The organism is Bradyrhizobium sp. CSS354, from assembly GCF_029051725.1.
In the GTDB taxonomy this organism is placed as follows: domain Bacteria; phylum Pseudomonadota; class Alphaproteobacteria; order Rhizobiales; family Xanthobacteraceae; genus Bradyrhizobium.
In genome coordinates this window covers 263209-289064 of the sequence record NZ_JAACFU010000001.1, presented here as the reverse complement: position 1 = coordinate 289064, position 25856 = coordinate 263209, and the positions used below count along the sequence as shown (strand labels likewise).

24 protein-coding genes are annotated in these 25856 nt (G+C 62.9%); 20 read left to right on the top strand and 4 right to left on the bottom strand.

Annotated features, from left to right (window positions below; all coding sequences use genetic code 11):
- Positions 1-144 precede the first annotated feature (144 nt).
- The 5 genes from GWG67_RS01445 (at position 145) to GWG67_RS01425 (ending at position 5354) form a co-directional block, all read left to right on the top strand.
- A complete protein-coding gene (locus GWG67_RS01445) occupies positions 145-1002 on the top strand; it encodes an ABC transporter ATP-binding protein (RefSeq protein ID WP_275167382.1) in 858 nt (285 codons plus the stop codon).
- A gap of 1 nt (position 1003) precedes the next feature.
- Positions 1004-1780 carry an ABC transporter permease gene (locus GWG67_RS01440; protein WP_275167381.1) on the top strand — a complete coding sequence of 259 codons (777 nt, stop codon included), beginning with the start codon at positions 1004-1006 and terminating at the stop codon, positions 1778-1780.
- 39 nt (positions 1781-1819) lie between these two features.
- Complete coding sequence (locus GWG67_RS01435; protein WP_275167380.1) at positions 1820-2845, top strand: ABC transporter substrate-binding protein; 1026 nt, start codon at positions 1820-1822, stop codon at positions 2843-2845.
- A 15-nt stretch (positions 2846-2860) separates the two neighbouring features.
- Positions 2861-4300: an amidohydrolase family protein gene (locus GWG67_RS01430; RefSeq protein ID WP_275167379.1), complete on the top strand. Its 1440-nt coding sequence runs from the start codon at positions 2861-2863 to the stop codon at positions 4298-4300.
- A 145-nt stretch (positions 4301-4445) separates the two neighbouring features.
- On the top strand, positions 4446-5354 hold the full coding sequence (locus GWG67_RS01425) for an amino acid ABC transporter substrate-binding protein (protein WP_275167378.1): 909 nt from the start codon (positions 4446-4448) through the stop codon (positions 5352-5354).
- 212 nt (positions 5355-5566) lie between these two features.
- Here GWG67_RS01425 and GWG67_RS01420 read toward each other — a convergent pair whose 3' ends face one another.
- Both GWG67_RS01420 and GWG67_RS01415 read right to left on the bottom strand, forming a co-directional pair.
- Entirely contained in the window at positions 5567-6778 is a 1212-nt protein-coding gene (locus GWG67_RS01420; RefSeq protein WP_275167377.1) for an acyl-CoA dehydrogenase family protein, read from the bottom strand.
- Positions 6779-6821: 43 nt separating this feature from the next.
- The gene (locus tag GWG67_RS01415; RefSeq protein ID WP_275167376.1) at positions 6822-8447 is read right to left on the bottom strand and encodes a long-chain fatty acid--CoA ligase; all 1626 of its coding nucleotides are present in this window, start codon (positions 8445-8447) and stop codon (positions 6822-6824) included.
- Positions 8448-8624: 177 nt separating this feature from the next.
- Between GWG67_RS01415 and GWG67_RS01410 the strand changes: the two genes are divergently transcribed.
- The 14 genes from GWG67_RS01410 to GWG67_RS01345 all read left to right on the top strand — a co-directional run bounded on the left by GWG67_RS01410 (position 8625) and on the right by GWG67_RS01345 (position 20442).
- On the top strand, positions 8625-10478 hold the full coding sequence (locus GWG67_RS01410; protein ID WP_275167375.1) for an NAD(P)/FAD-dependent oxidoreductase: 1854 nt from the start codon (positions 8625-8627) through the stop codon (positions 10476-10478).
- 39 nt (positions 10479-10517) lie between these two features.
- Positions 10518-11336 carry a lytic transglycosylase domain-containing protein gene (locus GWG67_RS01405; RefSeq protein WP_275167374.1) on the top strand — a complete coding sequence of 273 codons (819 nt, stop codon included), beginning with the start codon at positions 10518-10520 and terminating at the stop codon, positions 11334-11336.
- A 108-nt stretch (positions 11337-11444) separates the two neighbouring features.
- Positions 11445-11666, top strand: a complete 222-nt coding sequence (locus GWG67_RS01400) for a hypothetical protein (RefSeq protein ID WP_106943097.1) — start codon at positions 11445-11447, stop codon at positions 11664-11666.
- Positions 11667-11678: 12 nt separating this feature from the next.
- Positions 11679-12101: a hypothetical protein gene (locus GWG67_RS01395; RefSeq protein ID WP_275167373.1), complete on the top strand. Its 423-nt coding sequence runs from the start codon at positions 11679-11681 to the stop codon at positions 12099-12101.
- Positions 12102-12485: 384 nt separating this feature from the next.
- Positions 12486-12932 carry a MaoC family dehydratase gene (locus GWG67_RS01390; RefSeq protein ID WP_275167372.1) on the top strand — a complete coding sequence of 149 codons (447 nt, stop codon included), beginning with the start codon at positions 12486-12488 and terminating at the stop codon, positions 12930-12932.
- Between the two features lie 94 nt (positions 12933-13026).
- Positions 13027-13539 carry a hypothetical protein gene (locus GWG67_RS01385; protein WP_275167371.1) on the top strand — a complete coding sequence of 171 codons (513 nt, stop codon included), beginning with the start codon at positions 13027-13029 and terminating at the stop codon, positions 13537-13539.
- Between the two features lie 320 nt (positions 13540-13859).
- Entirely contained in the window at positions 13860-15014 is a 1155-nt protein-coding gene (locus GWG67_RS01380) for a LuxR C-terminal-related transcriptional regulator (RefSeq protein ID WP_275167370.1), read from the top strand.
- Positions 15015-15243: 229 nt separating this feature from the next.
- Complete coding sequence (locus GWG67_RS01375) at positions 15244-16215, top strand: AraC family transcriptional regulator (RefSeq protein ID WP_275167369.1); 972 nt, start codon at positions 15244-15246, stop codon at positions 16213-16215.
- Positions 16216-16292: 77 nt separating this feature from the next.
- Entirely contained in the window at positions 16293-16541 is a 249-nt protein-coding gene (locus GWG67_RS01370) for a hypothetical protein (RefSeq protein WP_275167368.1), read from the top strand.
- A 151-nt stretch (positions 16542-16692) separates the two neighbouring features.
- Positions 16693-17814, top strand: coding sequence for a LuxR family transcriptional regulator (locus GWG67_RS01365; protein ID WP_275167367.1), 1122 nt, complete (start codon positions 16693-16695; stop codon positions 17812-17814).
- 112 nt (positions 17815-17926) lie between these two features.
- A complete protein-coding gene (locus tag GWG67_RS01360) occupies positions 17927-19042 on the top strand; it encodes a helix-turn-helix transcriptional regulator (RefSeq protein WP_275167366.1) in 1116 nt (371 codons plus the stop codon).
- 230 nt (positions 19043-19272) lie between these two features.
- Positions 19273-19530, top strand: coding sequence for a hypothetical protein (locus GWG67_RS01355; RefSeq protein ID WP_275167365.1), 258 nt, complete (start codon positions 19273-19275; stop codon positions 19528-19530).
- Positions 19523-19699 carry a hypothetical protein gene (locus GWG67_RS01350; protein ID WP_275167364.1) on the top strand — a complete coding sequence of 59 codons (177 nt, stop codon included), beginning with the start codon at positions 19523-19525 and terminating at the stop codon, positions 19697-19699. The genes GWG67_RS01355 and GWG67_RS01350 overlap by 8 nt, the downstream gene beginning before the upstream one ends.
- 14 nt (positions 19700-19713) lie before the next feature.
- Positions 19714-20442 carry a sulfite exporter TauE/SafE family protein gene (locus GWG67_RS01345; protein WP_275167363.1) on the top strand — a complete coding sequence of 243 codons (729 nt, stop codon included), beginning with the start codon at positions 19714-19716 and terminating at the stop codon, positions 20440-20442.
- Here GWG67_RS01345 and GWG67_RS01340 read toward each other — a convergent pair.
- Together GWG67_RS01340 and GWG67_RS01335 are read right to left on the bottom strand one after the other, a co-directional pair.
- Positions 20439-23627, bottom strand: a complete 3189-nt coding sequence (locus GWG67_RS01340; RefSeq protein ID WP_275167362.1) for an efflux RND transporter permease subunit — start codon at positions 23625-23627, stop codon at positions 20439-20441. The genes GWG67_RS01345 and GWG67_RS01340 overlap by 4 nt on opposite strands.
- Positions 23628-23775: 148 nt before the next feature.
- Entirely contained in the window at positions 23776-25032 is a 1257-nt protein-coding gene (locus tag GWG67_RS01335) for an efflux RND transporter periplasmic adaptor subunit (RefSeq protein ID WP_275167361.1), read from the bottom strand.
- A gap of 201 nt (positions 25033-25233) precedes the next feature.
- On the opposite strand from GWG67_RS01335, the gene GWG67_RS01330 reads away from it, so the two are divergent.
- On the top strand, positions 25234-25839 hold the full coding sequence (locus GWG67_RS01330; protein ID WP_027569503.1) for a TetR/AcrR family transcriptional regulator: 606 nt from the start codon (positions 25234-25236) through the stop codon (positions 25837-25839).
- Positions 25840-25856 lie beyond the last annotated feature (17 nt).

The following is a 25856-nucleotide window of genomic DNA, read 5'->3' as shown; positions in this document are numbered from 1 at the left end:
ATTTAGCGCCCCAATTGCATGCAGTTTGACGGTCCGATTGCCTAAATCGAATCCGCTTCGCAGGCACGGAATTCTCTCAGGACATTGATTTTACGAGCTTTGCCCGCTGGCATCCACCTTGCATGCACTTTGGCTGTGATGCGCATGCAACCCAACGCTCAATTTGACGGTCAGCCCGTTTCCGAAGAGGCCGCCGCGACAGCGATAGAGCTGTCCGAGGCGTCAGTGACCTTCGGACGCGGCGACCGCGCCGTGCCCGCTCTGTCCAAGACCAGCCTGAAGATCGCCGACGGCGAGTTTGTTGCATTGGTCGGCCCGTCCGGATGCGGCAAATCGACCATTCTGCGTCTCGTCAGCGGCCTGGTGCAGCCCACCAGCGGGGTCGTCATCGTCGGCGGCCGGGAGGTCGCGGCGCGCGCGCTGCGGGTCGGCATGGCCTTCCAGAACCCGACCATGCTGCCGTGGATGACGATCGAGCGGAACATCATGCTGCCGCTCAAGATCGTCGAGCCGTTCCGCTCCAATTTCCGCAAGCTGCGCAAGACAGCGTTCCGCGACAAGGCCAACGCGCTGCTGGAGCAGGTCGGCCTCAAGGGCTTTGGCAGCCACTTTCCCTGGCAGCTCTCCGGCGGCATGCTCCAGCGCGCCAACCTCTGCCGCGCGCTGATCCACGAGCCGCGCATGCTGCTGCTGGATGAGCCATTCGGCGCTCTCGACCAGTTCACCCGAGAGGAGCTGTGGACGATCCTCCAGAACCTCTGGATGACGCATAAGCCGACGGTGCTGCTCGTCACCCATGACCTGCGCGAAGCCGGCTTCCTTGCCAGCCGCATTTGCGTAATGAGCGCGCGTCCCGGCCGCATTCTCGACGACAGTCGTGTGGAGTTCGCGCGGCCGCGCACCGTTGCCATGACCTTCGAGCCGGAATTTGTCGCGCTGAACCAGAAGCTGCGCGCCTTCATCGAGGATGCGCGCGGCGCGGCCCAACAGAGGGCAGGCTGAGATGTCCGCAATCTATATCAGGCAGAAGGCGTGGTCGGCGGGACTGATCGTGCTGTTCTTCGTCGCGTGGGAACTGTTTTGTCTCGCGACCGGAATGTCGGATCTCGTGCTACCGCGGCCGTCGCAAGTATTCGTGACCTTGTACCAGCGCTTTCCGGTGTTGTGGCCCCACATCGTGCAGACGCTTGCCACCACAATGTTCGGCTTCGTGCTCGGCGTCGCGCTCGGTGTCGCGCTCGGCGCCACCATCGGCGTCTCCAAGACGGCCTATGACACCTGCTATCCTCTCTTGATCGGCTTCTCCTCGATCCCCAAGGTCGCGGTGGTTCCGATCTTCGTGCTGTGGTTCGGCTCCGGCACGGTGCCCGCGGTCCTGACGGCGCTCTCGATCTGTTTTTTCCCGATCGTCGTGAATATCGCGACGGGACTTGCGACCACCGAGCCCGAACTCGAAGACGTGCTGAAGGCGCTCGGCGCCAGCAAGTTCGACATCCTCTGGAATGTCGGCCTGCCCAGGACGATGCCGTTCTTCTTCGCCTCTCTGAAGGTCGCGATCTCCTACGCCTTCGTCGGCGCGGTGTTGTCGGAGACGGTCGCCTCCAACCGCGGCCTCGGTAACGTCATGATGACCGCGTCATCGAATTTCAACGTGCCGCTGGTGTTCGCCAGCCTGTTCGTGCTCGCCGCCCTCGGCGTCGCGCTTTACGTCGTGTTCTCGCTGATCGAGGGGCGTGTCACCGGTTGGGCCACGCGCAAGAACGACGTCATCGCCACCTGATTTTTTCAAACGTCACGCAACGAAGCTGAGGAGGTCTCGATGTTGAGAAAAGTAACTGCCGCAGTGCTGGGATTGGCCCTGTCCACGGGCGTCGCCGCGGCCGAGGACACCACGATCAAGTTCACGCTGGGCTGGAAGACGCAGGGTAGCGATGCCGCGTTCTTCTATGCCAAGGACAACGGTTTCTTCAAAGAGGAAGGCCTTAACGTTGTCATCGACCAGGGCGAGGGATCAGGTGCCACCGTCACGCGCGTCATGTCAGGCGCCTATGACGCAGGGTTCGGCGACGTCAACGCCATCATCCAGAACGCCTCGACCAAACCGCAGGACGCCCCCGTCATGGTCTACATGATGTGGAACCAGCCGCCGTTCGCGATTGTTGCCAAGAAGACCAGCGGCATCAACACGATCAAGGATTTTGAAGGGCACACGCTCGGGGGCGCGCAGGGCACGCCGACGACGCGGCTGCTGCCGGTGTTCACGCGCAAGAACGGCCTCGACGGCGACAAGATCAAGATCTCCAACATGGCGCCGAACCTGCAGGAGCCGATGCTGATCAAGGGCGACATCGATGCTGCTCTCGTGTTCAATATCACCAGCTACTTCAATCTCGTGCTCAACCGCCAGGATCCCGACAAGGATTTCAAATGGTTCTCTTTCGGTGAATACGGCCTCGATCTCTATTCCAACGGCGTGATGGTCTCCAAGAAGCTGATCGCGTCGAACCCGAAGGCGGTAGCGGGCTTGGTGCGTGCCATCAACAAGGGCGCGATTGCCGTCGCCAAGGACCAGAACGCCGGCATGAAAGCCGCGCTGAACTACGACAATCTGATCGACGTCGCAGTCGAGAAGCGTCGGCTGCAATATTCCTTCGACAAGCTGATCGTCTCGGCTGAGATGAAAGAAATCGGGATCGGTGACATCAAGGACGACCGCATGACGCGGGCTATCGGCATCGTGGTTGAGGGCTATCAGCTCGCCCGGGCGCCGACCCCGGCGGAAGTCTTCTCGCGCGAATTCCTGCCGCCGCGCGCGGAGCGGGAGTTGGTGTATACGGCCAACTGATTGGGAGGGGTGGTCATGGTCACGGAGATTGCGGCGACCAGCCTGTTCCGTGGCATCGATCGTGGTGTCTTCGACAATGTCGTGCTGCGGCACGACGGCGGTGTCATCACCGATGTTTTTGAAGGAGCGGGGCCAACCAGCGGTCCTCGCTCCTTTGTCATTCCAGCGTTCGTCAACGCCCATGACCATGCCCGCGCGACCGCGTCGTCCTTTGGTGCGGTCGGCATGCCCCTGGAGAGCTGGATCCTGCGGACCGCACTGGGTACGCCGGTCGATCCCTATCTGACCGCGGCCTCCGCGCTGGCGCGCTCGGCCAAGACCGGCTGCGCGGCGATGATGGTTCACTACACGCGGCCGAGCGGGACGATGCCCATGCTCGATGAAGCCAAGGCGATCGCGAGGGCTGCATCCGACGTCGGCATCCGCATCGCCTTCGCGCTGGCCGTGCGAGACCAGAATCCAATCGTCTATGGTGATGCCGAACCGGTCCTCACTGGGCTCTCCCGCGATGATCGCAAGACCATCGAGGACCTCTTTGTGCGCGTACCGATGTCGCCCAACGCCTATATCGAAATGACCGACGCCATTGCCGCGGCGATCACTGGCCCCATGGTCGATGTGCAGCTTGGGCCCGCCGGCGTGCAATGGTGCTCGAAGCCGCTCCTTGAAGCCGTTGCCGAGAACTCGGTGCGGACCGGCCGCCGCATCCACATGCACCTGCTGGAGACCGTGTATCAGCGCGCCTGGGCGGACCAGAACTTTCCCGACATGGTGCGATGGCTGCGCGACATCGGCTTCCTCTCCGAGCGGCTGACGCTCGCGCATTGCATCCACGCCCGCCCGGATGAGCTCGAGATGATCGCGGCCTCTGGCACGCGCATCGTTACCAACTTCAGCTCTAACATGCATCTGCGCTCAGGGCTCGCCCCGATCGCCGCCGCGCACAAATGCGGTTGTGCCATCGCCGTCGGCGTCGACGGGCTGGCGCTCGACGAGGATGACGACGTCCTGCGCGAGATGCGGCTGGTTCAGATGGTCCATGGCGGCCTCGGCTTCAGGCAGACATGGACGCCGGCCGAACTGTTCGCGCTCGCCGTCCACAACGGCCGGCGCGCTACCGGCGCGCCGGGGACGGGCGAGCTCGCGCCCGGCAATCCCGCGGACTTCGCCGTGATTGATCTCGACCGGCTCGACCGTGACCAGATCATGCCGGTTGATTCCATGGCGTTACTGTTCGCCCGCGGCAATGCGTCCATGGTCAAGGAAGTCGTCGTTGCGGGGAAAACGATTGCCAAGGACGGGGCTTGTATTGGCGTTGACCTGCCGGCCATCGAGCAGGAGTTACGCGCGATGTATCGCGCCAATGTCGGCAAGTTCGCGAGCTTCCAGCGGATGTGGCCGCCGCTGTCAAATCTGCTATCTGGCTGGTTCGAGCAGCAGCTCACTTGCGAATAGACGGGCACGAATACACCTTGGCTGGCGTCGATATAAAACCGCGATGGCTGATAGGTACAACCTCGTCTGGCGGTTGGTCCTGCCATGGGTTACACCATCCGCGGCTGCGCGCCGGCGCAAGCCGCTGATCCCTGAGGAGCTCCCGATGCGTCTTCCCACTGTTGTCCTGGCCCTCACATGCCTTGCAACTGCCGCCTCAGCCGAAGACCTGTCGGGTACGCTTCAGAAGGTCAAAGAGACCAAGAAGATCACGCTGGGCTATCAGGAGGCCTCGGTCCCGTTCAGCTATCTCGACGGCAACCAGAAGCCGGTCGGCTTTGCCATGGATATCTGCCTCAAGATCGTGGATGCCGTGAAGAAGCAGCTCGGCATGGCCGATATCGCCGTCGACACCCTCGCCGTGACGTCGTCGAACCGGATTCCGCTGATGGTCAACGGGACGCTCGACCTGCATTGCTCGGCGACCACCAACAATGCCGATCGCCAGAAGCAGGTCGCATTCACCAACACGCACTTCCTCAGCGCAACGCGATTTGCGGCCAAGAAAGCCGCAAAGATCAACACCATCGACGATCTCAAGGGCAAGGCGGTGACGGCGGTGGCCGGCTCGGTCAACCTGACGCAGCTCGCCAAGGTCAACACCGAGCGCAATCTCGGCATCAATGTGATGCCCGCCAAGGACCAGGCCGAAGCCTTCCTGCTGCTGGAAACTGACCGCGCCCAGGCCTACGCGCTTGACGACGTGCAGCTCGCGGTCGCGATCGCGCGCTCGAAGGAACCACAGCTCTTCATGATCAGCGAGGAGACGTTCTCGAAGCCTGAGCCTTACGGGATCATGCTGCGGCGGGAGGACGCGCCGTTCAAAGCGCTCGCCGATCGCGCGACCGCGGAGCTATACGCGAGCCAGGAGATCGAGGTCCTCTACAAGAGGTGGCTGCAATCGCCGACGCCGCCGAACGGCCTCAACTACAACGTCCCCATGTCGGGCGCCTTGCGCAACGCCTTCAAGAAGCCGAGCTCCAGCTTCGATCCGGATGTGTACGTCGTGAATTGAGGCGAGGGCGCCAAGGCGCTGGTTGCAATCGGGCTGCGTGTCATTGTGCCCTCGCCCCTTGCGGGAGAGGGCAGCTCCGCTGGTTGATGCAGACACCCTCGGATGAGGGGGTTGTCTTCGCTGAGAGAGACCCTTCATCCGGCGCTTCGCGCCACCTTCTCCCGCAAGGGGAGAAGGAACAGGGCACTGTGCTCATCGGCCAGTGTGGGACGCTAGGCGTTCGAATATTTCTTCAGCTCGAACCGCGCGATCTGGTTCCTGTGCACTTCGTCTGGGCCGTCGGCTAGACGCAGCAAACGCGCGGTCGCATAGGCTTGCGTCAATCCGAAATCGTTCGACGTGCCGCCGCCGCCATGGGCCTGGATCGCCCAGTCGATGATCTGGCAGGCCATGTTGGGCACAGCGACCTTGATCATCGCGATCTCGGCTTTCGCCACCTTGTTGCCGACGGTATCCATCGCGTAGGCGGCGTTGAGCGTCAGCAGCCGGGCCTGTTCGATCATGATGCGGGCTTCTGCGATGCGCTCCTGCGTCACCGTCTGCTCGGAAACCGGCTTGCCGAAGGCGACGCGGCTGCGCACCCGGCGGCACATCTTCTCCAGCGTGCGTTCGGAGAGCCCGATCAGCCGCATGCAGTGGTGGATACGGCCGGGACCGAGGCGTCCCTGCGCGATCTCGAAACCGCGGCCCTCGCCGAGCAGCATGTTCTCCTTGGGGACCCGCACATTGGTGAAGACGACCTCGGAGGCACGGTCGGGCACGCCGTAGAAGCCGAACACGGGCAGGGGACGCTTGACCTCGACGCCCGCTGTGTCCATCGGCACCAGGATCATGGATTGCTGCTTGTGGCGGTCCGCATTGTCGGGATCGGTCTTGCCCATGAAGATGCAGATCTTGCAGCGCGGGTCGGTTGCGTTCGTCGTGTACCATTTGCGGCCGTTGATGACGTAATGGTCGCCGTCGCGGACGATCGAGCTTTCGATGTTGGTCGCATCGGATGAGGCGACGGCAGGCTCGGTCATGGCAAAGCAGGAGCGGATTTCGCCCGCGAGCAGCGGATTCAGCCAGCGCTCCTTGTCCTTGTCCGTGCCATAGCGCTCCAGCACCTCCATGTTGCCGGTGTCGGGCGCCGAACAGTTGAAGACTTCGGGCGCGAGATGCGAGCGGCCCATGACCTCGCAGAGCGGGGCATATTCGAGATTGGTCAGGCCTGCACCGTGGCTGGAGTCCGGCAGGAACAGATTCCAGAGGCCTTCGGCGCGCGCCAGCGGCTTCAGCTCCTCGACGACCGGATAGACCTTCCAGGGCCCCAGTTCCTCCGCCTCGCGATAAAAGCGCTCCTCGTTCGGATAGATGTGCCGGTCCATGAAACTTTCGAGCCTGCGCTTGAGCTCGACGACTTTGGGGGACATCGGGTAGAGCATCTTTGGTCTCCTTGATCGATGGACAGGCCGGCGCGCGATCGGCTCAAGGGGCGCGATACTCTTTGAATTTCTCGCGCAGCGCCGATTTGAGCACCTTGCCGGTGCCGGTCATCGGGAACTCGTCCATGAACTCGACCGCGTCGGGCATCCACCAGCTCGCGATCTTGGGGCGCATGTGGTCGAGCAGCGTCTTGCCGTCGACGGTCGCGCCCTTCTTGCGGACGACGAGGAGCAGAGGCCGCTCCTGCCATTTCTCGTGGCTGATCGCGACCACGGCAGCTTGCAGCACATCGGGATGAGACAAGGCGACGTCCTCGAGCTGGATCGAGGAGATCCATTCGCCGCCGGACTTGATCACGTCCTTGGAGCGGTCGGTCAGCGTGACGTGGCCCTGAGGGTCGATCACCGCCATGTCGCCGGTGATCAGCCAGCCGTCGCGGTCGAGGCCTTCATCAAGTTTCATGTAGCCGGACGCAACCCACGGTCCCCGCGCGCGCAGATGGCCAACGCTCTTGCCGTCGCGCGGCAGCGCGTTGCCGACGTCATCGACGATGCGCAAGGCGGTGCCGAAACAGGCGCGGCCGGATACCTGGCGGCGGTCGAACTTCTCCTTGTCGTCGAGATGTTCGGAGCCCGGCCGCAGGCCCGGCATCGAGCAGCCCAAGGCTTCGGTCATGCCCCAGGCCTGGATGTAATCGATGTCATACTCACGCTTGAGCTTCTCGACCATCGCGCGCGGCGGCGCCGAGCCTGACGACAATGTTGCACGAAGCGTCGAGAACCTGTTGCCGGTGCGTCCGAGCCAGTCGAGCAGGATCAACCAGAAGCTCGGCACGCCCGCCGACAGCGTCACCTTCTCGCCTTCGAGCAGTTCATAAAGCTTGTCGGGCTCGTAGTTGCGGCCAGGCAGAACCAGCTTCGAGCCAGTATAGGGCGCGGTGAACGGCATGTTCCAGCCGTTGCCGTGGAACAGCGGCGCCATCGGCATCATCACCTCGCGCACGCCTTCCAGGTGCCCGGGCAGGAAGTCGAAATTGCAGGAGACCATGGTCTGCAGGATCGCGGCGCGGTGCGAATAGATCACGCCCTTCGGATTGCCCGTCGTGCCGGAGGTGTAGCAGATGGTCGATGCCGATTTTTCGTCGAACTCCGGCCATGCGAAGCCGGCGTCGTTCTCCTTGTCCAGCAGCTCCTCGTAGCAATGAACATTCGCCAGCTTCGTCTCCGGCATCCGCTCGCGGGAGGACATCACGACGAACGCCTCGATCGTCTTCAGCTGCGGCGCGATCGCCTCGACAATCGGCAGTGTGGCGCGGTCGATGAACAGCAGCCGGTCCTCGGCATGATTGACGATGTAGACGAGCTGTTCAGGGAACAGCCGCGGGTTGATGGTGTGCAGCACATAGCCCATGCCCGGCGCGGCGTAGAACATCTCGAAATGCCGGTGCGTATTCCAGGCCAGCGTGCCGACGCGGTCGCCGGGCATCATGCCGAGCCTCTTGAGCGCCAATGCCATGCGCTTGATGCGCGGATGGGCGTCGGCATAGGTGTAGCGATGGATGTCGCCCTCGATCTCGCGGGCGACGACCTCGGCCTCGCCGTGATAATCGGCGGCATACTGGATCAGGCCGCTGATCAGGAGCGGCATGTCCATCATCAATCCCTGCATCGTGTCCTCCGGACCGCCACGTCGTTGCATGGCGTACGCTTGTGATGTGCGCTTGAGGTTAGCGGAACGCCACGCGACGTTCACGCAAAAAGCGAGGGACGTGATTGCACGCGTCTCTTTTTCAGGGCTAAGTGATGCGAGCTGCCGGCGAAGCAGTGTCCGCCGGGGAGGAAACGGATGTCAGCGCAAAGACACAAGACCGGTGCAGCCAGCGAATCTACAATCGACATTGACGCACTCCGCGCGCGCTATCGCGATGAGCGCGATCGCCGCCTGCGCACCGAGGGCAAGGCGCAATATGTCGAGGTGACCGGCGAGTTCGGGCGCTATCTCGACGATCCCTGGGCCAATTCCGGATTTGCGCGCGAGGCTGTCAGCGAACAGACCGAGGTGCTCATCGTCGGCGGCGGCTTCGGCGGCCTTCTGTGCGGCGCGCGACTGCGCGAAGCCGGCATCGATGATTTCCGGGTCGTGGAAAAGGCCGCCGATTTCGGCGGCACCTGGTACTGGAATCGGTACCCTGGCGCGGCCTGCGATACCGAGAGCTACATCTACCTGCCGTTGCTGGAAGAGACCGGCTACATGCCGGTGCGCAAATATGCGCGAGCACCCGAGATCTACGAACATTCGCGCCGCATCGGCCGTCACTTCGGTCTCTATGAGCGCGCGCTGTTTCAGACCGTCATCACGCGCATGGAATGGCAGGAGCAGGAGGCAATTTGGCTGGTCGAGACCGATCGCGGTGATTGCATCCGCGCGCGCTTCGTCATCCTTGCCGGAGGCCCGCTGAGCCGTCCGAAGCTGCCGGGCATTCCCGGAATCGAAAGCTTCAAGGGACACAGCTTCCATACCAGCCGCTGGGATTACGCCTACACCGGAGGCACGGCCGAAGGTGGTCTGACCGGTCTTGGCGACAAACGCGTCGGCATCATCGGCACCGGCGCCACCGCCGTGCAATGCGTGCCGCATCTCGGCCGCTCGGCCAAGGAGCTCTACGTCTTCCAGCGTACGCCGTCGGCGATCGGCGTGCGCGACGACCGCCCCACGGATCAGAGCTGGGCGCAGGGGCTCAGGCCTGGTTGGCAGCGCGAACGCATGGATAATTTCACCGCGGTGATCTCGGGCGAGCCCTTCGAACAGGATCTGGTGCAGGACGGCTGGACCGGCCTGCTCGGGGAGATCCTGCTGGCGCCGCGCCGCCAGCCCCAGCCGGTGACCTCGATCGAGGAGGCGCTCAAGGTTATCGAGCAGGCCGATTATCGCAAGATGGAAGAGATCCGGGCGCGCGTCGATGCGATCGTCAAGGACGAGGCGACGGCTTCGGCGTTAAAGCCCTGGTACAAGGCCTTCTGCAAGCGGCCGTGTTTCCACGACGAATATCTCGACACCTTCAATCGGCCCGACGTGCAACTCGTCGACACCAGGGGACAGGGCGTCGAGCGCATCACCGAGAACGCGGTCGTGGTCGACGGCAAGGCTTATGAGCTCGACTGCCTGATCTATGCCAGCGGCTTCGAGGTCGGCACCGACTATGCCCGCCGCATGGGCTTTGAGGTCTATGGTCGCGACGGCATCAGCTTGTCCGCGCGCTGGCGCGATGGCGTCAAGACATTGCACGGCTTCTACAGTCGCGGCTTCCCGAATTGTTTCCAGATCGTCACGGTGCAGGCCGGCCAGAGCGCCAACTTCCCACACATCATCGACGCGCAGTCCCAGCACATCGCCTATGTGATCGCCGAGGCGCGTAAGCGCAAAGCCCGGACGCTGGAGCCGACGCTCGAGGCCGAGGACGCCTGGGTCGAGGAGGTGGTCAAAGCCGCGCTCGGCCGCCAGACCTATCTCGCCGAATGCACGCCCGGCTACTACAACAATGAAGGCGTGTTTGATCCGATCGCGGCGAGAAACAGCCAGTATTGGCGCGGGCCGGTGGCATTCCTGCGGCTGCTCGACAAGTGGCGCAAGGAGGGCAATTTGGATGGACTGGAACTGTCGTATGATCACGCCATGGAGTCGGCGCCTTCGTCCGGGTAAGCTCGGCCATTGGATCGCGCCAGAGAGAGGACATCGGATATGATCAGGGGCAGAACTGTAGCTGGGGCGGTTTTTGGGGCGATGACGCTGCTCGGCTGCCTGGCGTCCGCGGCCCACGCCGCGCAATGCGGCAGTTCGTCGGCCGGCTTCGAGGCCTGGAAGCGCGAATTCAGTGCGGAAGCGCAGGGCAAGGGCGTCGGCCAGACCGCGCTCTCGGCGCTGATGCAGACCAATTACGCCAGTGCCACCATCGCGGCCGACCGCGGCCAGCGCAGTTTCTCGCTGACGCTCGACCAGTTCCTCGCCAAGCGCGGCGCCACCACCATCGTCGCCAAGGGTCGCCAGCTGAAGCAGTCGCAGGCCGCCTTGTTCGCCTCGATCCAGCAGCGCTATGGCGTCCCGCCGGGGCCGCTGATCGCGATCTGGGGCATGGAGACCGGGTTCGGCAGCCAGCGCGGCAACCAGAACATGCTCTCCTCGATTGCGACGCTCGCCTATGACTGCCGCCGTCCCGAATTCTTTACCGAGCAGCTCTATGCGGCGCTGAAGCTGATCGATCGCGGCACGTTGTCGGGTGCAACCCGCGGCTCGATGCACGGTGAGGTCGGCCAGACCCAGTTCATGCCCAAGAACATCCTGGCCTATGGCACCGGTAATCTCGAAGTTGCCGCCAATGCGCTGAACTCGACGGCGAATTTCCTCAAGGCCCATGGCTGGCGTGCAGGAGCCGGTTACCAGCCGGGCGAGCCGAATTTCGTCGCCATCGAGGCCTGGAATGCCGCCGGCGTTTATCAGAAGGCGATCGCCCTGATGGGACGGCAGATCGACGAGGGCGGAGGAACGGCCGCCTCGCGCTGAGCAGCTCAGCAAGGCGTGATGCGCCGACAAGAGAAAGTTGTTGCCATCAGGAACCGACGGCACGAGGTTTGCTTAGATCGAACAGGGCTGGGCATGAGGAGACTCAACATGGCAACCCAGATCGTGATGGACCAGACTGGCGACACGCGCCACGAGTTTGATCCTGGCAATGCCGAAGCGCTGGCGCGGGCCGAACGGCGCTTTCGGGAGCTGACCGGAGCGGGCTTCACCGCCGCGCTGCGAACCGGACCTGGCGAAGTCACCCGGATCCGATCGTTCGACCCGACCGTGCAGGAAACGCTGTTCTATCCCCGCCTGGTCGGCGGTTGATCTGAGCTGCTCATGATCGCGGCAGTCTGGCTCCGCGCGCCGGCGCGTGCGCGTCTGCATGCGCTACGCGAACTCTATCGGCGCTTCTTCGGCGAGAACACGCCGGATGCCCGCGGCCGCCGGCTTCTGGCCGATTGGCTGTCGCCGGCGCAGCGCGCGCAATTCGAGCAGCACCGGCATTTCGATGTCGTCGGCTGCGATACCGGCAATACCTATCGCATCCATTATGGCACTGCGGCCAATGTCCATGAGATCGATGCGGCCGGAAATGCGACGATGGGGTGGTGCTTCGTCCCGTCAGGCTTTCTCGTTCCCGGCGACGTGATGCTCGCACAGAAGATCGCGCTCGAGACGGACGAAAGGGGAGCTCTCGCGCTCGCCAACAGGTTTCCGCCGGCAACTCATTCGGAGCATTTCTACCGGCGGCCGTTCTAGGGCAAGGCTATCAGTGCACGGCTATCAGTGATGTGTGGTGCGATAGGCATCCACCGCGTGCGCTGCAAAAACGCCGACGCTGCAAAGCGCGAGCAAGGCCGAGATCAGCTCGATCATAGCTCGTCCTCCTGCGGTGGCAGGGCAACGAGGTGCTGACAGCAGGAGTAATCCCAGATTAGGTCGAGGAAGAATTGCATGGTGGCCGTCCCTGTATGATTTTGACAACCAGATAACCGGCCATCTGTTTCAGGCGTGTTTCGTCGCATCTGGAAACGGGTTTCTTGGGGAACCCCGGGGCTGGTTTGTGCGCTGCGGAGCCGCTACATCCCGCTCTTGCTCAATTCTGTTAGCGCGAGGCGGCGCATCACATTGCGAGGCGAAATCATGGCGCGGGTCGAGTGGTTCGACGATCTCACCATTGGAATGCAGTTCAAATCCCCTGAAGTTCACGTCACCGAGGCCGACATCAAGCGGTTCGCGGCAGAGTTCGACCCACAGCCGATGCATCTCGACCACGAAGCCGCCAAGCAGACGCTGTTCAGGGGTCTCGCTGCCTCGGGATGGCACACCGCCGCGATTGCCATGAGCCTCGCGATCCAGACCCGCCCCTTCGGCCCGCATCCGCTGATCGGCGCCGGCGTCGACGGGCTGCGCTGGACCATCCCGGTACGGCCCGATGACCGCCTGCATCTGGTCGGGGAGGTCATGAGCCTGACGCCGTCGAAGTCGAGGCCGCAGGGCATCGCGCTGGTGAAATGGACGATGTTCAACCAGAACGGCGAGGAGGTTTACACCTTCACCCCGATCGCGATCGTGCCGCGGCGGGAGTAGGGCGAGGTCGGCGTCCTACGCAAACCGGGGGAAGCCCTTGCGAGCCGCCGGCAGAGGTGGTCATCTCGGTCCGGGGAACACGCTGGAGGCTGACATGAAACGATCTCTTCTCGCCGTCGGGTTGCTGGCCGGCGCCTTGAGCGCAGCCGCTTTGACCGCAAGGCCGGTGCAGGCGCAACAATCCAAGGTCGGCGACTGGACCATCGAGAAGCGCACGCAGGACGCACATTGCAATGCGAGCCGCGGCTACAAGGACAAGCAAGACGAGAACCGGGACTACGTCATCGTCATCACCTATTCCGAGAAGGCGATCGTGATCGTGATGATCTATGACGGTTGGGAGTGGGACAAGGTCGGCGAGATCCTCCGGGCCGATGTCGGCACCGATGACGCCGATATCATGAGGAAGGCGAAGTGGGAGGTCATGGACAAGACCACCGTTCGCGGCATCTTCGAATACGATCAGTCCATGATGGACCGGCTGTCCAAAGCCAAGCGTCTCTCGCTCGATTTCGAGGACGATGACGACGACAGCATCGAGATGCAGGTGCCGCGTGCCGGTGAAGCGCTGGCGGCGCTGAAATTCTGCGAAGAGAATCGCAAGTAAATTGCCGGAGCCGGATGCGACGCCGGCGGGATCGGTGGCGGCAGGATTTTGCAGCGCGCGCGGCGTCTGACGCATCGCTCGCGTGACTGATCGCACACAGTCGGCGCGCTGTTCGCATATATCCTAGTCTTTGGCGAAAACGTCCAAGCCGCATCCTGCGGTTGACGTTACGCAAGGACGATGTTCGATATTCCAGCATTTCGTTGCAACGTTTTCTCCGCGTCGAAGGCGGCGATTGACCGGTCCGTCTCCTTCGCCAGTCCCCGGATCGCCATCTATCTCGCGCGGGCGAGCCATACGCAGATTGCGTCGTCCGGCCGATGACAATCCTCCACGCAAATCGATTCTCGTCCCTCGTCGGCGAGATCTACGACGCGGCGGTCGATCCCGCGCTGCGCAACGGGGTGCTGGAACAGGTTTCGCATTTCGTCGGCGGATGCGCCGCGACCATCCTGTCCAGGGACAGAGCCAAGCTCTCGATCGAGATCCACGAGCATTTCGGCACCGAATCCCGCTTCCGCCAGCTTTATCGCGACCGATATGTGGAGCTGGACCCTCTGCTCGATCGTCATCTCACGCTCGCGGCGGAGCAGACGATCGGCGTAGCCGACATCATGCCTCAGGCCGATTTCCTGGCAACGAGCTTCTATCGCGAGTGGGTGGAACCGCAAGGAGCGATAGACCTTGCAACCGTTGCGCTTGAGAAGTCGGACACGCGCGCCACGATCCTGCAGGTGTTGCGCCACCGCTCGCGCGGTATCGTTGACGAGCCGATGCGTGAGCGCATGCGGCTGCTTGCTCCGCACCTCCAGCGCTCCAGGATCATGGGCCGGCAGATCAGGGCACGCTCGCATACCGTGGACGACCTTGCCGAAGTCCTGGATAGACTGAGCACGGCGATCTGCCTGCTCGACGCAGACGGCCGGGTCGTGCATGCCAACGCAGCATGCCGCGAGCTGTTCGCCGATGCGAGCCTGCTCGCCATGGTCGGCGACCGGATCGTGGCCCGCAACACCCAGACCGACAAAATATTCCGCGGTCTGTGCGAAACAGATTCACGCAGCGAAACTCGTTCCGCTGCTCGCCGTCGGATCGAGCTTGCGACATCAGTTGATGGGCAGCACTATCTGCTTCACGCCTTTTCCCTGAAGCGCGATCGCACTCCATCGCGAGATGCTGCAGCCACGGTGCTCTTCGTTCAGAAGGCATCGGCGGCGACATGGCTCGCAGCCGATGCGATCGCTGTGGCCTTCAGACTGACACCGTCCGAATTGCGCGTTTTGATGGCCATTATCGAGATTGGCGGCGTTCCAGACATTGCGGCAAAGCTCGGCATCGCCGAAACGACAGTGAAGACGCATCTCGGCCGCCTGTTCGAGAAGACCGGCGCCGGCAGGCAGGCCGACCTGGTCAAGATCGCCGCCGGCTTTGCCGTTCCATTCGCGCGTCGAACGAACGGTGGTGACGTCGTGTGATCCATTTCACATGGTTCGCCGGTATCTGCCGTGATCTCAATCCATTGTGATGAGCCGAGCTCCCGTGTCCTCCGAATGCAGGACGCGAGTCGTTTGATACTTTCGTATATTGCGTTGCAGAAAAGTGAAGAGCAGCGAGCGCCGTGAGGAGATGCCGCGATGGCATCGAACGCGAGTGTGAGGAAACGACAGCGCGTGGCCGGACCTGCTCGTCGGTTGGAGGATTGCAGTGAGCCAGTTTGATTTTTCCGTTCTCAATGTTTCAACGAATGAAATTCCCGAAAACGAGCGTATCCCGCTGCTTCGCGATTTCTACTGCCGCGGGGTGTTGAAGGCGGAGGTCGAGGCCAGGGATGGAAAGCCGGCCGCGGCGAGCTTCACGTCCCACGTCTTGCCGGAAGCCCAATTGCTGATCGGAGGATTGTGCGGAGCGCGGGTCATTCGCACCAAGCACCTGGTTGCCGATGGCGACGACAGCCTGGCCCTGATCGTGAATCGATCTGGCGTGCTTGGGATATCCGAGCGGGGACACGATCTGAGCCTTCGTGCAGGAGAGGCAGTCTTGACGAGCGCGGAGGACGTCACGACGTTCGAGCGATTGTCGCTGGGCAGCTGCTTCTCGCTGCGCGTGCCGAGACGCGTGCTGGCGCCGATGATCGTGGATGTCGATGACGCCGTGATGCGTGTCATGCCGGAGAGCTCAACGGGACTTCGATTGCTGGTCGATTACGCGGTGACGCTGGTGCGGGAGAAGGCGTTCGCGATGCCCAACTTGCGCCAGCTCGGGGTTGGGCATCTGCACGATCTTCTGGCAATCGTCCTCGGTGCCACCAATGAGCCGCGGGAACTGGCCGGGCGGCGCGGCGTCAAGGCGGCACGGATGCAGAAGGCCAAAGTTTCCATCGCCAACAATTGCTGTCGGCAGGATCTGTCGGTGGCCACGGTCGCCCAGGAGCTCGGCGTGACGCCACGTTATCTCCAGCGCCTGTTTGAGGCCGACGGCAAGACGTTCTCGTCGTTCCTGATCGAGCAACGGGTCAAGCGCGCGCATCGCATGTTGCGTGAACCAGGGTACGCCGAGCGGACGGTCAGCTCGATCGCCTACGATGTCGGCTTCGGCGATCTCTCATACTTCAACCGCTGCTTCCGTCGAACTTATGGCGCCACACCCAGTGACGTCAGGAGCGGCGAGATGTCGTGACCGCGCGCGATTGAATTTCAGGTCAGATGCCGCTTGGAGACGGCACGGGCGCGCGCCGCCCGCAGTTGGAGTATTGCATGCGCCGTTTTTTCTTTGATCTTATGATCGGCAATATCGTGAAGATCGATCCGGGCGGCATGGTGTTCGAATGCCCCGAAGCGACATTCGTGGTGGCCAACGAGATGGCAAGCCATCTGTTCGTCTGGCGCGACGATTTGCGCGACCGCGATGCCTGCATCCGGGTCAGAAATGCCGACGGGCGCGAGATCTATCGCGCTGCCGTCTGGTCGGAAAATGTGGAGAAGGTCGGCTGGGACGAGATCTGAGCCTCCAGGTGCGGTATCGCGACTCTGCATCAGTGGCCCCCGAAGCGGATATCCGTTCGTTGCCTGGCCGGCGCCTCCTCCGATCGGAGGATGCCGCATGCTGTGGTTGTGGTATGCTCGGTGATATTGAACACCCAGGCCATTTATAGCCATGCACGGACCGCGGAAACTGCCCGACCTGGTCGAGGCCATCTACGATGCCGGGCTCGATCCCTCGCTGTGGAATAACGTCGTCACCGGCATCCGCGACTTCGTCGGCGGCCAGGCCTGCGGGCTGTTTTCCAAGGACTCGATCAGCAAATTCGGCGTCACGCACTATTATTGCGGGGCGGACCCGCACTACATCCAGCTCTATTCCGAGACGCATTCGAAATTCGATCCCCTGACGGTCCTGCCACCGCACGGCCAGATCGTCAGCATTCCGGATCTCGTCAATTTCGATGAATATCGGCGAGGACGCTTTTACCAGGAATGGATGCGGCCGCAGGGTTGCAGCGATGCGGCCAACGTCGTGCTCGAGAATTCGAATGCGAGCTGCCCCGTGATGATGACGGTGCTGTCGGGCCGCCGGATGGTGGATCCGGTGATGAAGCACCGTCTCTCGCTGATCGTCCGGCACGCCAGCCGCGCGTTGCTGATCAACCGCGCCATGACCTCGCAACTGACGCTGGCGACGGCGCTGGCGGAGATCCTGGACAATCTTGCCTGCGGCATCTTCCTGCTCGATGGCTTCTGCCGGGTGGTGCACGCGAATTCCGCGGGGCACGACCTGCTTGCGGCCGACGATCTGGTTCGGTCCGTTGCGGGGCAATTGGTGACCAGCAGCGCGGAGGCCAATCAGACGCTGCGGGAAGCGTTCGCGACCCGCAATGAAATTGCCCTGCTTGCCGCAAAGGGGCAGGCGTTTTCGCTGCTTTCGCCCTCGGGCGAGCGCTACGTCGCGCATATCCTGCCGCTGTCGTCCGTCCTGCGGCACGGCAACGAGAGGGTGGTCGATGATGCCGTCGGTGCGCTGCTGCTGCGCAAGGTGTCGCTCGGCGGACAGTCCTACGGCGAATTGATCGCGCGGACCTTCGACCTTACACCGGCCGAGCTGCGCGTGTTGCTGTCGATCGTCGAAGTTGGCGGCGTCCCAGAGACGGCGGTCGCGCTCGGTATCGCAGAAACGACGGCGAAGACGCATCTGCATCGCGTGTTCGCCAAGACGGGCGTTTCGCGTCAAGCCGATCTCGTCAAGCTCGCGGCAGGATTCTCCAATCCGCTGATCAACTAGGCGGCGAATTGTGCCCTCAGGATTGAACCTTTCGCTCCCTCGCCAGACTCACAGGAGCCGCCGGGCATGAAGAACATGTCGCCACCTCCATGTGTCACTACTGGCTCTTCCGATGCCCCGACTTCCAAAACCGTCCGAGTTGATCGAGACTATCTATGACGCGGGTCTCCGCCCGGAGTTGTGGAGTGAGGTCGTCGTCAAGCTCAATGCCTTCATCGGCAGCCAAGCCTGTGGTCTGATTTCGAAGGACCCGGTCAGAAAATCAGGCGCGACGCATTATTATTGCGGGGTCGATCCGCACTACATTCAGCTCTATGCGGAGACTTACTCCCGGTACGACCCGCTTGCTCGGCTTCCGCGCTATGGCGAGGTGCGCAACATCCCCGATCTCGTGGATTTCGACGAATATCGCCGCGGCCGATTCTACCAGGAATGGCTGCGCCCCCAGGGTTGCGTCGACGTCGCCAATGTGGTGCTGGAGCAGTCGAAGTCGCCCTGTCCGATGCTGCTGACCGTGATCCCGGGCAGGGAGATGCTCGACGCCGAGCAGCGGGCGCGAATGCAGTTTCTGGCTCCGCATGCGAGCCGGGCGCTGTTGATCAACCGGGCTATCGAGCGGAAGCAGCAGCGCGCGATCGCGCTCGCCGACGTTGTGGACCGACTGAATGCCGGTGTCATCCTGCTCGACTCGACCTGTCATATCGTCCACAGCAATCCGGCCGCGGAGACGATCCTGGCCGTCGAGGATGTTCTGCGATCTGTCTCGGGCCGGTTGGTGGCAAGCTCGCCCGCTGTAAATTCGGCTCTGCGCGATATTTTCCGTGGCGCAGGCGAGGTCGCGTTGGCTGCATCTTCGGGGCGGAAAATTCCGCTGATGTCACGTGACGGTTCCCACTACGTCGCGCACGTAATCGCGCCATCATTGCTGCGCGAGGGTACGGCCGAGCGCAGTTCGGCCGTCGGAGCCTTGTTCATCTGGAAAGCGGAACTCGACGGTCGCTCCAGTGCCGGTCTCATTGACCGCACCTTCGAACTCACGCCTGCGGAACTAAGGGTCTTGCAATCGATCGTCGATGTCGGCGGTGTGCCGGAGACGGCGGTGGCGCTCGGCATCGCGGAGACGACGGTGAAGACGCATCTGCATCGCGTGTTCGCCAAGACCGGCGTTTCTCGTCAAGCCGATCTCGTCAAGCTCGCAGCTGGATTCTCCAATCCGCTTGTGCACTGAGACGCGTTCAAAAACGCACGCGAGTCGCTGCAGCTCGCAATAGGTTCAATCAGAAGCATCATTAGAAAGTTATCGCACGTCGTTCGATCGAATGACGCGATTCTTCGCGTTGTCTTCTAATAGACGTCACACGATCTGTTGTTCGACCTATCAGACATTTGTGTGAAGCAACTCACTGCGAGCGGAAGTGAATTCCGTCAACCTCTCGTGCAGGTTGAGAGGAGATTGACATGCGAACGGCGTCACCGGTTTCGGCAGGCAGGTTCCGCGATATCGTGGCCCGCATTGGCGCGGCACTCCGCGCGCAGCGGGAAATCGACTCGGAGCGTGTGTTGCGGCGCTACCGCCACCTGCTGGACCAGCCGCACGACGCGCCGTGTTTGAATGAAATTATTCCCGTCTCCCGTGAAGAGGATACTTTAGAAAATGCCAACGGAGTTGATCCGCGGGAGCGCACGACCGGCCACCCCAAATTCGAGCGTGCGTAATGTCAGCATCGCCGCATTCGCGCTGACCGCGGCGCTCGTCGCGCTCCAACTGGTCGGCCTCACGATGCTGGAGCGATCTCATGCTTACGCAAATCCGTCGGTTCCACTCGGGCCGGCGCTTTGCACCGAGAGCGCCGAGGTCCCCGTCCCGCAAATTCCTTACGATTGACCGGAGGGCGGATTGTGCCTGATGTCACGACTCTGATGCTGCTCAGCGTTGCCGTGTTCGCCGGCGCCTTCGTCTCCGGGCTCTCGGGATTTGCCTTCTCGGCAGTGGCGGGCGCCATTCTGCTCCGGGTGTTTCAGCCGCTGGAAGCCGTGCCGCTGATGATGGCGTGCAGCATCGGCGTGCAGGCCACCAATCTTTGGGCGCTTCGGCGCAATATTCGCTGGGAAGGCAGTTTGCTGTTGATTGTCGGTGGCTTGATCGGAGTTCCCATCGCGGTATCTCTGCTCCAGAGCACCGATACGCATCTGCTCCGGCGCGGCTTCGGCATCGTCGTTGCCCTCTATGCGGCCTATATGCTGCTGCGGCCGACGCTGGTGACGGCCGGCGAGGCGGTCGGGCGGCACTGGGTCGCGTTGATCGGGTTCGGGGGAGGACTGGTGGGCGGGCTGACGGCGATGCCCGGCGCGATCCCGACCATCTGGTGCGACATGCGCGGCATGCCCAAGAGCGAGCAGCGCGGCCTGGTGCAGCCGTTCATCGCCGCGATGCAGCTGTTCGCGATCGCGCTGCTGGTTGGACATCAGGATCTGTCGTCGAAAGTCTTCATCGATCTCGCAGTCAGCCTGCCGGCGTTGTTCGTAGGCTCCGCGCTCGGCGTGATCGCCTTCCACAGGGTCAACGAGACGGTCTTTCGCAAGACCGTGCTCGTTCTGTTGTTGCTGTCGGGGATTTCCCTGATTTAATGCCCGACGGTTTGCACCGGCGCCGCGCTGGTGTCGCTGCCGTGATGCGTTAGCGGCTTCATGCCGCTGACGGTCCGCAGCAGCACATAGAACACTGGCGTCAGGAACAGGCCGAATATGGTGACGCCGATCATGCCGGAGAACACGGCGACGCCCATCGCGCGCCGCATCTCCGAGCCGGCGCCGGTGGACAGCACCAGCGGCAAGACGCCCATGATGAACGCCATCGACGTCATCAGGATTGGGCGCAACCGCAGCCGGCTCGCCTCGATCGCGGCCCGGATCGGCGTGCGGCCTGCGAATTCGAGCTCGCGCGCGAATTCGACGATCAGGATCGCGTTCTTGGCCGAGAGTCCCACCAGCACGATCAAGCCGATCTGGGTGAAGACGTTGTTGTCGCCCTTGGAGATCCAGACGCCGAACATCGCAGCCAGCAGACCCATCGGCACGATCATGAGGATCGAGAGCGGCAAGGTCAGGCTTTCATAGAGGGCGGCCAGCACCAAAAACACCAGCAGGATCGCCAGCGGGAACACCCAGAGGCCGGAATTGCCGGCGATGAACTCCTGATAGGTCAGGTCGGTCCATTCGAAGGCGAAGCCGGGCGGCAATGTCTCCGCCGCGATCCGCGTCGCCACCCCCTGTGCCTGGCCGGAGGAAAAGCCGGGCGCAGCCGCCGCGTTGATGTCGGAGGACAGGAAGCCGTTGTAGCGGATCGCGCGCTCGGGGCCCGCGCTCTGGCGGATCGTGAGCAATGCCGACAGCGGCACCATGTCGCCGGAGGACGAGCGCACCTTCAACTGCCTGATGTCGTCGGCACGCGCGCGGAACGGCGCGTCGGCCTGCACGTAGACGGAGTAGGTGCGGCCAAACTTGTTGAAGTCGTTGACGTAGTAGGAACCGAGGTAGATCTGGAGCGTGTTGAACACCTCGGTCACGGGGACGCCGAGCTGAAGCGCCTTGGTGCGGTCGATGTCGGCAAAGAGCTGGGGCACGTTGACCTGGAAGCTCGAGAACACGCCGGCGATCTCCGGCGCCTTTTGCATCGCCGCCATGAACGCATTCGTCGCCTCGTTCAGCGCCTCATAGCCGAGGCCGGCGCGATCCTCGATCTGCAGCTTGAAGCCGCCGATGGTGCCGAGACCGTTAACCGGCGGCGGCGGGAACATGGCGATGAAGGCCTCCTGAATCCCGGAGTATTTCTTGTTGAGGTCGGCCGCGATGGCATTCCCGCTCATTGCGGGGCCCTTGCGCTCGTCGAACGGCTTCAGCGTCGAGAACACGATGCCGGCGTTGGAGGAGTTGGTGAAGCCCGAGATCGACAGGCCCGGGAATGCTACCGAGCTCTCAACGCCGGGCTGGGTCAGGGCGATGTCGCTCATCTTGCGGATCACGTCTTCGGTGCGGTCCAGCGTTGCTCCATCAGGCAGTCGCGAGAAGCCGACCAGATATTGCTTGTCCTGACCCGGCACGAAGCCGCTCGGGACCTGCTGGAACAGGAAGGCGGTGAGGCCGACCAGGACCACATAGAGGCCCATGACGGCCGCCTTGCCCGAGATCACCTTGGTGACGGTGCCGCTGTAATTCTCCGACGACCGTGTGAACACCTTGTTGAAGCCCCGGAAGAACCAGCCGAGGCCCTTTTCCATGATGATCGTCAGCCGGTCCTTCGGCTCGTTGTGTCCCTTGAGCAGCAGGGCCGACAGCGCCGGCGATAGCGTCAGCGAGTTGACGGCCGAGATCACGGTCGAGATCGCGATCGTCAGCGCGAACTGCTTGTAGAATTGCCCGGTAAGGCCGGAGATGAAGGCGAGTGGCACGAACACCGCGATCAGCACCATCGCAATCGCGATGATCGGCCCCGACACCTCGCGCATCGCCTGGTAGGTGGCGTCGCGCGGCGACAGCCCGCCCTCGATGTTGCGTTCGACATTCTCGACCACGACGATGGCGTCGTCGACCACGATGCCGATCGCAAGCACCAGGCCGAACAGGCTGAGCGCGTTGATGGAGAAGCCGAAGACGTGCATCACCGCGAAGGTACCGACGATCGATACGGGCACCGCCAGCAACGGAATGATCGAAGCGCGCCATGTCTGGAGGAACAGGATCACCACCAGCACAACCAGCGCGATGGCCTCCAGCAGCGTGTGGATCACAGCCTCGATCGACGAACGGACGAATTGGGTCGGGTCGTAGACGATCTGGTAGGACACGCCTTCCGGCATGTTCTTCTTGATCTCGGCCATGGTGGCGCGAACGTGGTCGGAAATCTCGAGCGCATTGGAGCCGGGCGCCTGGAAAATCGGGATCGCCACCGCCTGCTTGTTGTCGAGCAGCGAACGCAGGCCGTATTGGGAGGCGCCGAGCTCGATGCGTGCGACGTCGCGTAGCCGCACCACCTCGCCACGCGTGCCGGTCTTGACCACGATATCGCCGAACTGCTCCTCGTTCGCAAGCCGTCCCTCGGCGTTGACGGACAGCTGCAGGTCGATGCCCTTGACGTTCGGGGAGGAGCCGACCACGCCGGCGGCGGCCTCGACGTTCTGCGCCTGGATCGACTTGACGATATCGCTTGCGGTGAGGCCGTGCTCGGCGGCCTTCTGCGGATCGACCCACACCCGCATCGAATAGTCGCCGGCGCCATAGAGTTGGACGTCGCCGACGCCGTCGATCCGCGCCAGCCGGTCCTTGACGTTGAGCACGGCGTAGTTGCGCAAATACGTCATGTCGTAGCGGTTGTTCGGCGACAGCAGATGCACGACCATGGTGAGGTCGGGCGAGGACTTCTTGGTGATGATGCCGAGCTGACGCACCACCGCGGGCAGGCGCGGCTCGGCCTGCTGCACACGGTTCTGCACCAGCTGCGTCGCCTTGTCAGGATCGGTGCCGAGCCTGAATGTCACCGTCAGCGTCATCGCACCGTCGGTGGTCGCCTGGCTCGACATGTACAGCATGTTTTCGACGCCGTTGATCTGCTCCTCGATCGGCGTCGCCACCGTTTCCGCGATCACCTTGGGATTGGCGCCGGGATAGGTCGCGCGCACCACCACCGAGGGCGGCACGACGTCGGGATATTCCGAGATCGGCATCGCGAACAGCGAGATCAGGCCGGCGAGAAAGATCAGGACCGACAGCACGCCGGCGAAAATCGGACGATCGATGAAGAATTTCGAGAGATTCATGGCCTTGCCCCTGCGCGAGAGACGACTCTCCCGTCATTCCGGGGCGCGGATAAAACCCGCGACCGGAATCCAGAAGTGATGTCTAGGCAGTTCAACGATTTTCACATTCCGGCTCGCGCTGCCCGCGCGGTCCGGCATGGCGGAGACGCTAACGCTGCACGACGTCCTGATTGCTGTGGTTGGATGCCTGCTGCGGCCCGCGCGCGCCCATTGCCGCGATTTCCGTCTTGAGCAGGGCACCCGGGCGCACGCGCTGGAGGCCGTTGACGATGATGCGGTCGCCGGTCTTCAGCCCCGCCGTCACGATACGCAACCCGTCGACCGAACCGCCGAGCGTGATCGGCCGATAGACCGCACGGCTGTCGTCGCCGACTGCCATCACGAACTTCTTGTCCTGATCGGTTCCGATCGCGCGCTCGTCGATCATGACCAGCGACTGCTGCTTGGGCTGGCCCATGCGCACACGGGCGAACTGGCCGGGAATGAGACGCCCGTCCTCGTTATCGAACACCGCGCGGACACGGATGGTGCCGCTCTGGCCGTTGACCTGGTTGTCGATGAGCTGGATGTGGCCCTTTGCCGAGAGGCCGCCGGAGGTCGCCATCGCGACCGGGATCTGATCGAGATTGCCGCGCTTGCCGGAGACCTCGGAAATCGAGTTCAACGCCCGCACCACCAGCTCTTCATCCGCATCGAATGACGCATAGATCGGGTTGACCGAGACCAGCGAAGTCAGCACCGGAGAGGCGGTGCCGGCGGCGACGAGATTGCCGACGGTGATTTCGATCTTGCCAACGCGGCCGTCCACGGGCGCACGCACCTCGGTGTAATCGAGATTGAGCTTTGCGGTCTGGAGCGTCGCCTCGGCTGCCTTCACGTTGGCGATGGCCTCGCGGTTGGCGTTGTCGCGCTGGTCGTAGTCGCGCCGCGTGACCACGGCGTTGCCGACCAGTTGCGCGCCGCGCTCGAGCTCATTCTGCGTGAACACGACGCGCGCTTTCGCAGCTTCGAGCTGGGCCGCGGCCTTGTCGACCTCGGCCACGTAGGGCGCCGGGTCGATCTTGAACAGGACGTCGCCGGCCTTCACCAGCGCGCCTTCGGTGAAGTTGGTCGCAAGGATCGCCCCCGCGACGCGCGGACGAAGCTCGACGCGATTGATGGCTTCCAGCCGGCCGGAGAAGTCGTCCCATAGCACGGTCTGCTTTGGTTCGATCAGCGCGACCGTGACAGGGACGGCTTGCTCGGCCGCGGCGGCCGTCGCGGTCGCTTGGGCGGCACGAAAGTAATGGCCGGTCGCGATCGAACCGGCCACGGCGAGGGCGCCCACGATGGCCACGCCGCCAAGGAGGCGGCGGAAACGGCCGGTGCGGCGAGCATTTTGGGCAGTATTTTGGGAGGGATGCATTTGCGCGTTCCAGATATGTAGTGTTCACTACAGATGTGGAGCTGGATACCGCAGCGCAAGATACTTATGTACCATTCACTAAGAAAATTGTAGCCCCTTACCGCAAGCGTTGGCAAGCGGAAGAGAAAATAAAGCGAGAACAAATAGATAGGATCAGGCGTTAGGCTGAGGGACGACGTCGGTTTCGAGGAGAACAGGTACATGGGCATGGGACGCCCCCGCGAATTCGACGCCGAAACGGCGTTGGACCAGGCGATGGAAGTGTTTTGGCGCCATGGCTATGAGGGTGCCACGATCGCTCAGTTGACCGAGGCCATGGGGATCAATCCGCCCAGCCTCTATGCCTGTTTCGGTAACAAGGAAGGGCTGCTGAAGGCCGCGCTCGACCGCTATACAAAGCTGCGCAACGTCTGGATGGACGAGGTGGTGGCCGCGCCCACCGCCCGCGACGTCGCCGAGCGGATGCTGATGGGCATCGCCGACAAGCAAACCGATCCGGCCAACCCGCCCGGCTGCCTGCTCGTGCAGGGCGGCATTGCGTGCGGCACCGGATCAGAGAGCGTCCCTTTTGAACTCGCCGCCCGCCGCGCCGAGAACGAAGATCAGCTCCGCGATCGCTTCATTCGCGCAAAGGCCGAAGGCGATCTCAAGGAGAGCGCCGATCCCGCGGCACTCGCACGCTATGTCTCAGCGGTATCTGTCGGTATGGGCGTGATGGCGTCTTCGGGCTCGGACCGCGAAGCGTTGCAGCAGGTCGCGAGTGTCGCCGTGCAGGCGGTCGAAGCGCAGTCGGCCAACAGAACTTAATCGCCCTCGATCAGCTC

Bases quoted from the DNA above. Each gene is read 5' to 3' on its own strand.
- GWG67_RS01430 (WP_275167379.1), top strand. From the start codon at position 2,861: ATGGTCACGGAGATTGCGGCGACCAGCCTGTTCCGTGGCATCGATCGT.
- GWG67_RS01415 (WP_275167376.1), bottom strand. From the start codon at position 8,447: ATGCAGGGATTGATGATGGACATGCCGCTCCTGATCAGCGGCCTGATC.
- GWG67_RS01425 (WP_275167378.1), top strand. From the start codon at position 4,446: ATGCGTCTTCCCACTGTTGTCCTGGCCCTCACATGCCTTGCAACTGCC.
- GWG67_RS01340 (WP_275167362.1), bottom strand. From the start codon at position 23,627: ATGAATCTCTCGAAATTCTTCATCGATCGTCCGATTTTCGCCGGCGTG.
- GWG67_RS01445 (WP_275167382.1), top strand. From the start codon at position 145: ATGCAACCCAACGCTCAATTTGACGGTCAGCCCGTTTCCGAAGAGGCC.
- GWG67_RS01335 (WP_275167361.1), bottom strand. From the start codon at position 25,032: ATGCATCCCTCCCAAAATACTGCCCAAAATGCTCGCCGCACCGGCCGT.
- GWG67_RS01360 (WP_275167366.1), top strand. From the start codon at position 17,927: ATGCCCCGACTTCCAAAACCGTCCGAGTTGATCGAGACTATCTATGAC.
- GWG67_RS01380 (WP_275167370.1), top strand. From the start codon at position 13,860: ATGACAATCCTCCACGCAAATCGATTCTCGTCCCTCGTCGGCGAGATC.
- GWG67_RS01365 (WP_275167367.1), top strand. From the start codon at position 16,693: ATGCACGGACCGCGGAAACTGCCCGACCTGGTCGAGGCCATCTACGAT.
- GWG67_RS01435 (WP_275167380.1), top strand. From the start codon at position 1,820: ATGTTGAGAAAAGTAACTGCCGCAGTGCTGGGATTGGCCCTGTCCACG.
- GWG67_RS01395 (WP_275167373.1), top strand. From the start codon at position 11,679: ATGATCGCGGCAGTCTGGCTCCGCGCGCCGGCGCGTGCGCGTCTGCAT.
- GWG67_RS01410 (WP_275167375.1), top strand. From the start codon at position 8,625: ATGTCAGCGCAAAGACACAAGACCGGTGCAGCCAGCGAATCTACAATC.
- GWG67_RS01330 (WP_027569503.1), top strand. From the start codon at position 25,234: ATGGGCATGGGACGCCCCCGCGAATTCGACGCCGAAACGGCGTTGGAC.
- GWG67_RS01385 (WP_275167371.1), top strand. From the start codon at position 13,027: ATGAAACGATCTCTTCTCGCCGTCGGGTTGCTGGCCGGCGCCTTGAGC.
- GWG67_RS01400 (WP_106943097.1), top strand. From the start codon at position 11,445: ATGGCAACCCAGATCGTGATGGACCAGACTGGCGACACGCGCCACGAG.
- GWG67_RS01355 (WP_275167365.1), top strand. From the start codon at position 19,273: ATGCGAACGGCGTCACCGGTTTCGGCAGGCAGGTTCCGCGATATCGTG.
- GWG67_RS01420 (WP_275167377.1), bottom strand. From the start codon at position 6,778: ATGCTCTACCCGATGTCCCCCAAAGTCGTCGAGCTCAAGCGCAGGCTC.
- GWG67_RS01370 (WP_275167368.1), top strand. From the start codon at position 16,293: ATGCGCCGTTTTTTCTTTGATCTTATGATCGGCAATATCGTGAAGATC.
- GWG67_RS01405 (WP_275167374.1), top strand. From the start codon at position 10,518: ATGATCAGGGGCAGAACTGTAGCTGGGGCGGTTTTTGGGGCGATGACG.
- GWG67_RS01440 (WP_275167381.1), top strand. From the start codon at position 1,004: ATGTCCGCAATCTATATCAGGCAGAAGGCGTGGTCGGCGGGACTGATC.
- GWG67_RS01390 (WP_275167372.1), top strand. From the start codon at position 12,486: ATGGCGCGGGTCGAGTGGTTCGACGATCTCACCATTGGAATGCAGTTC.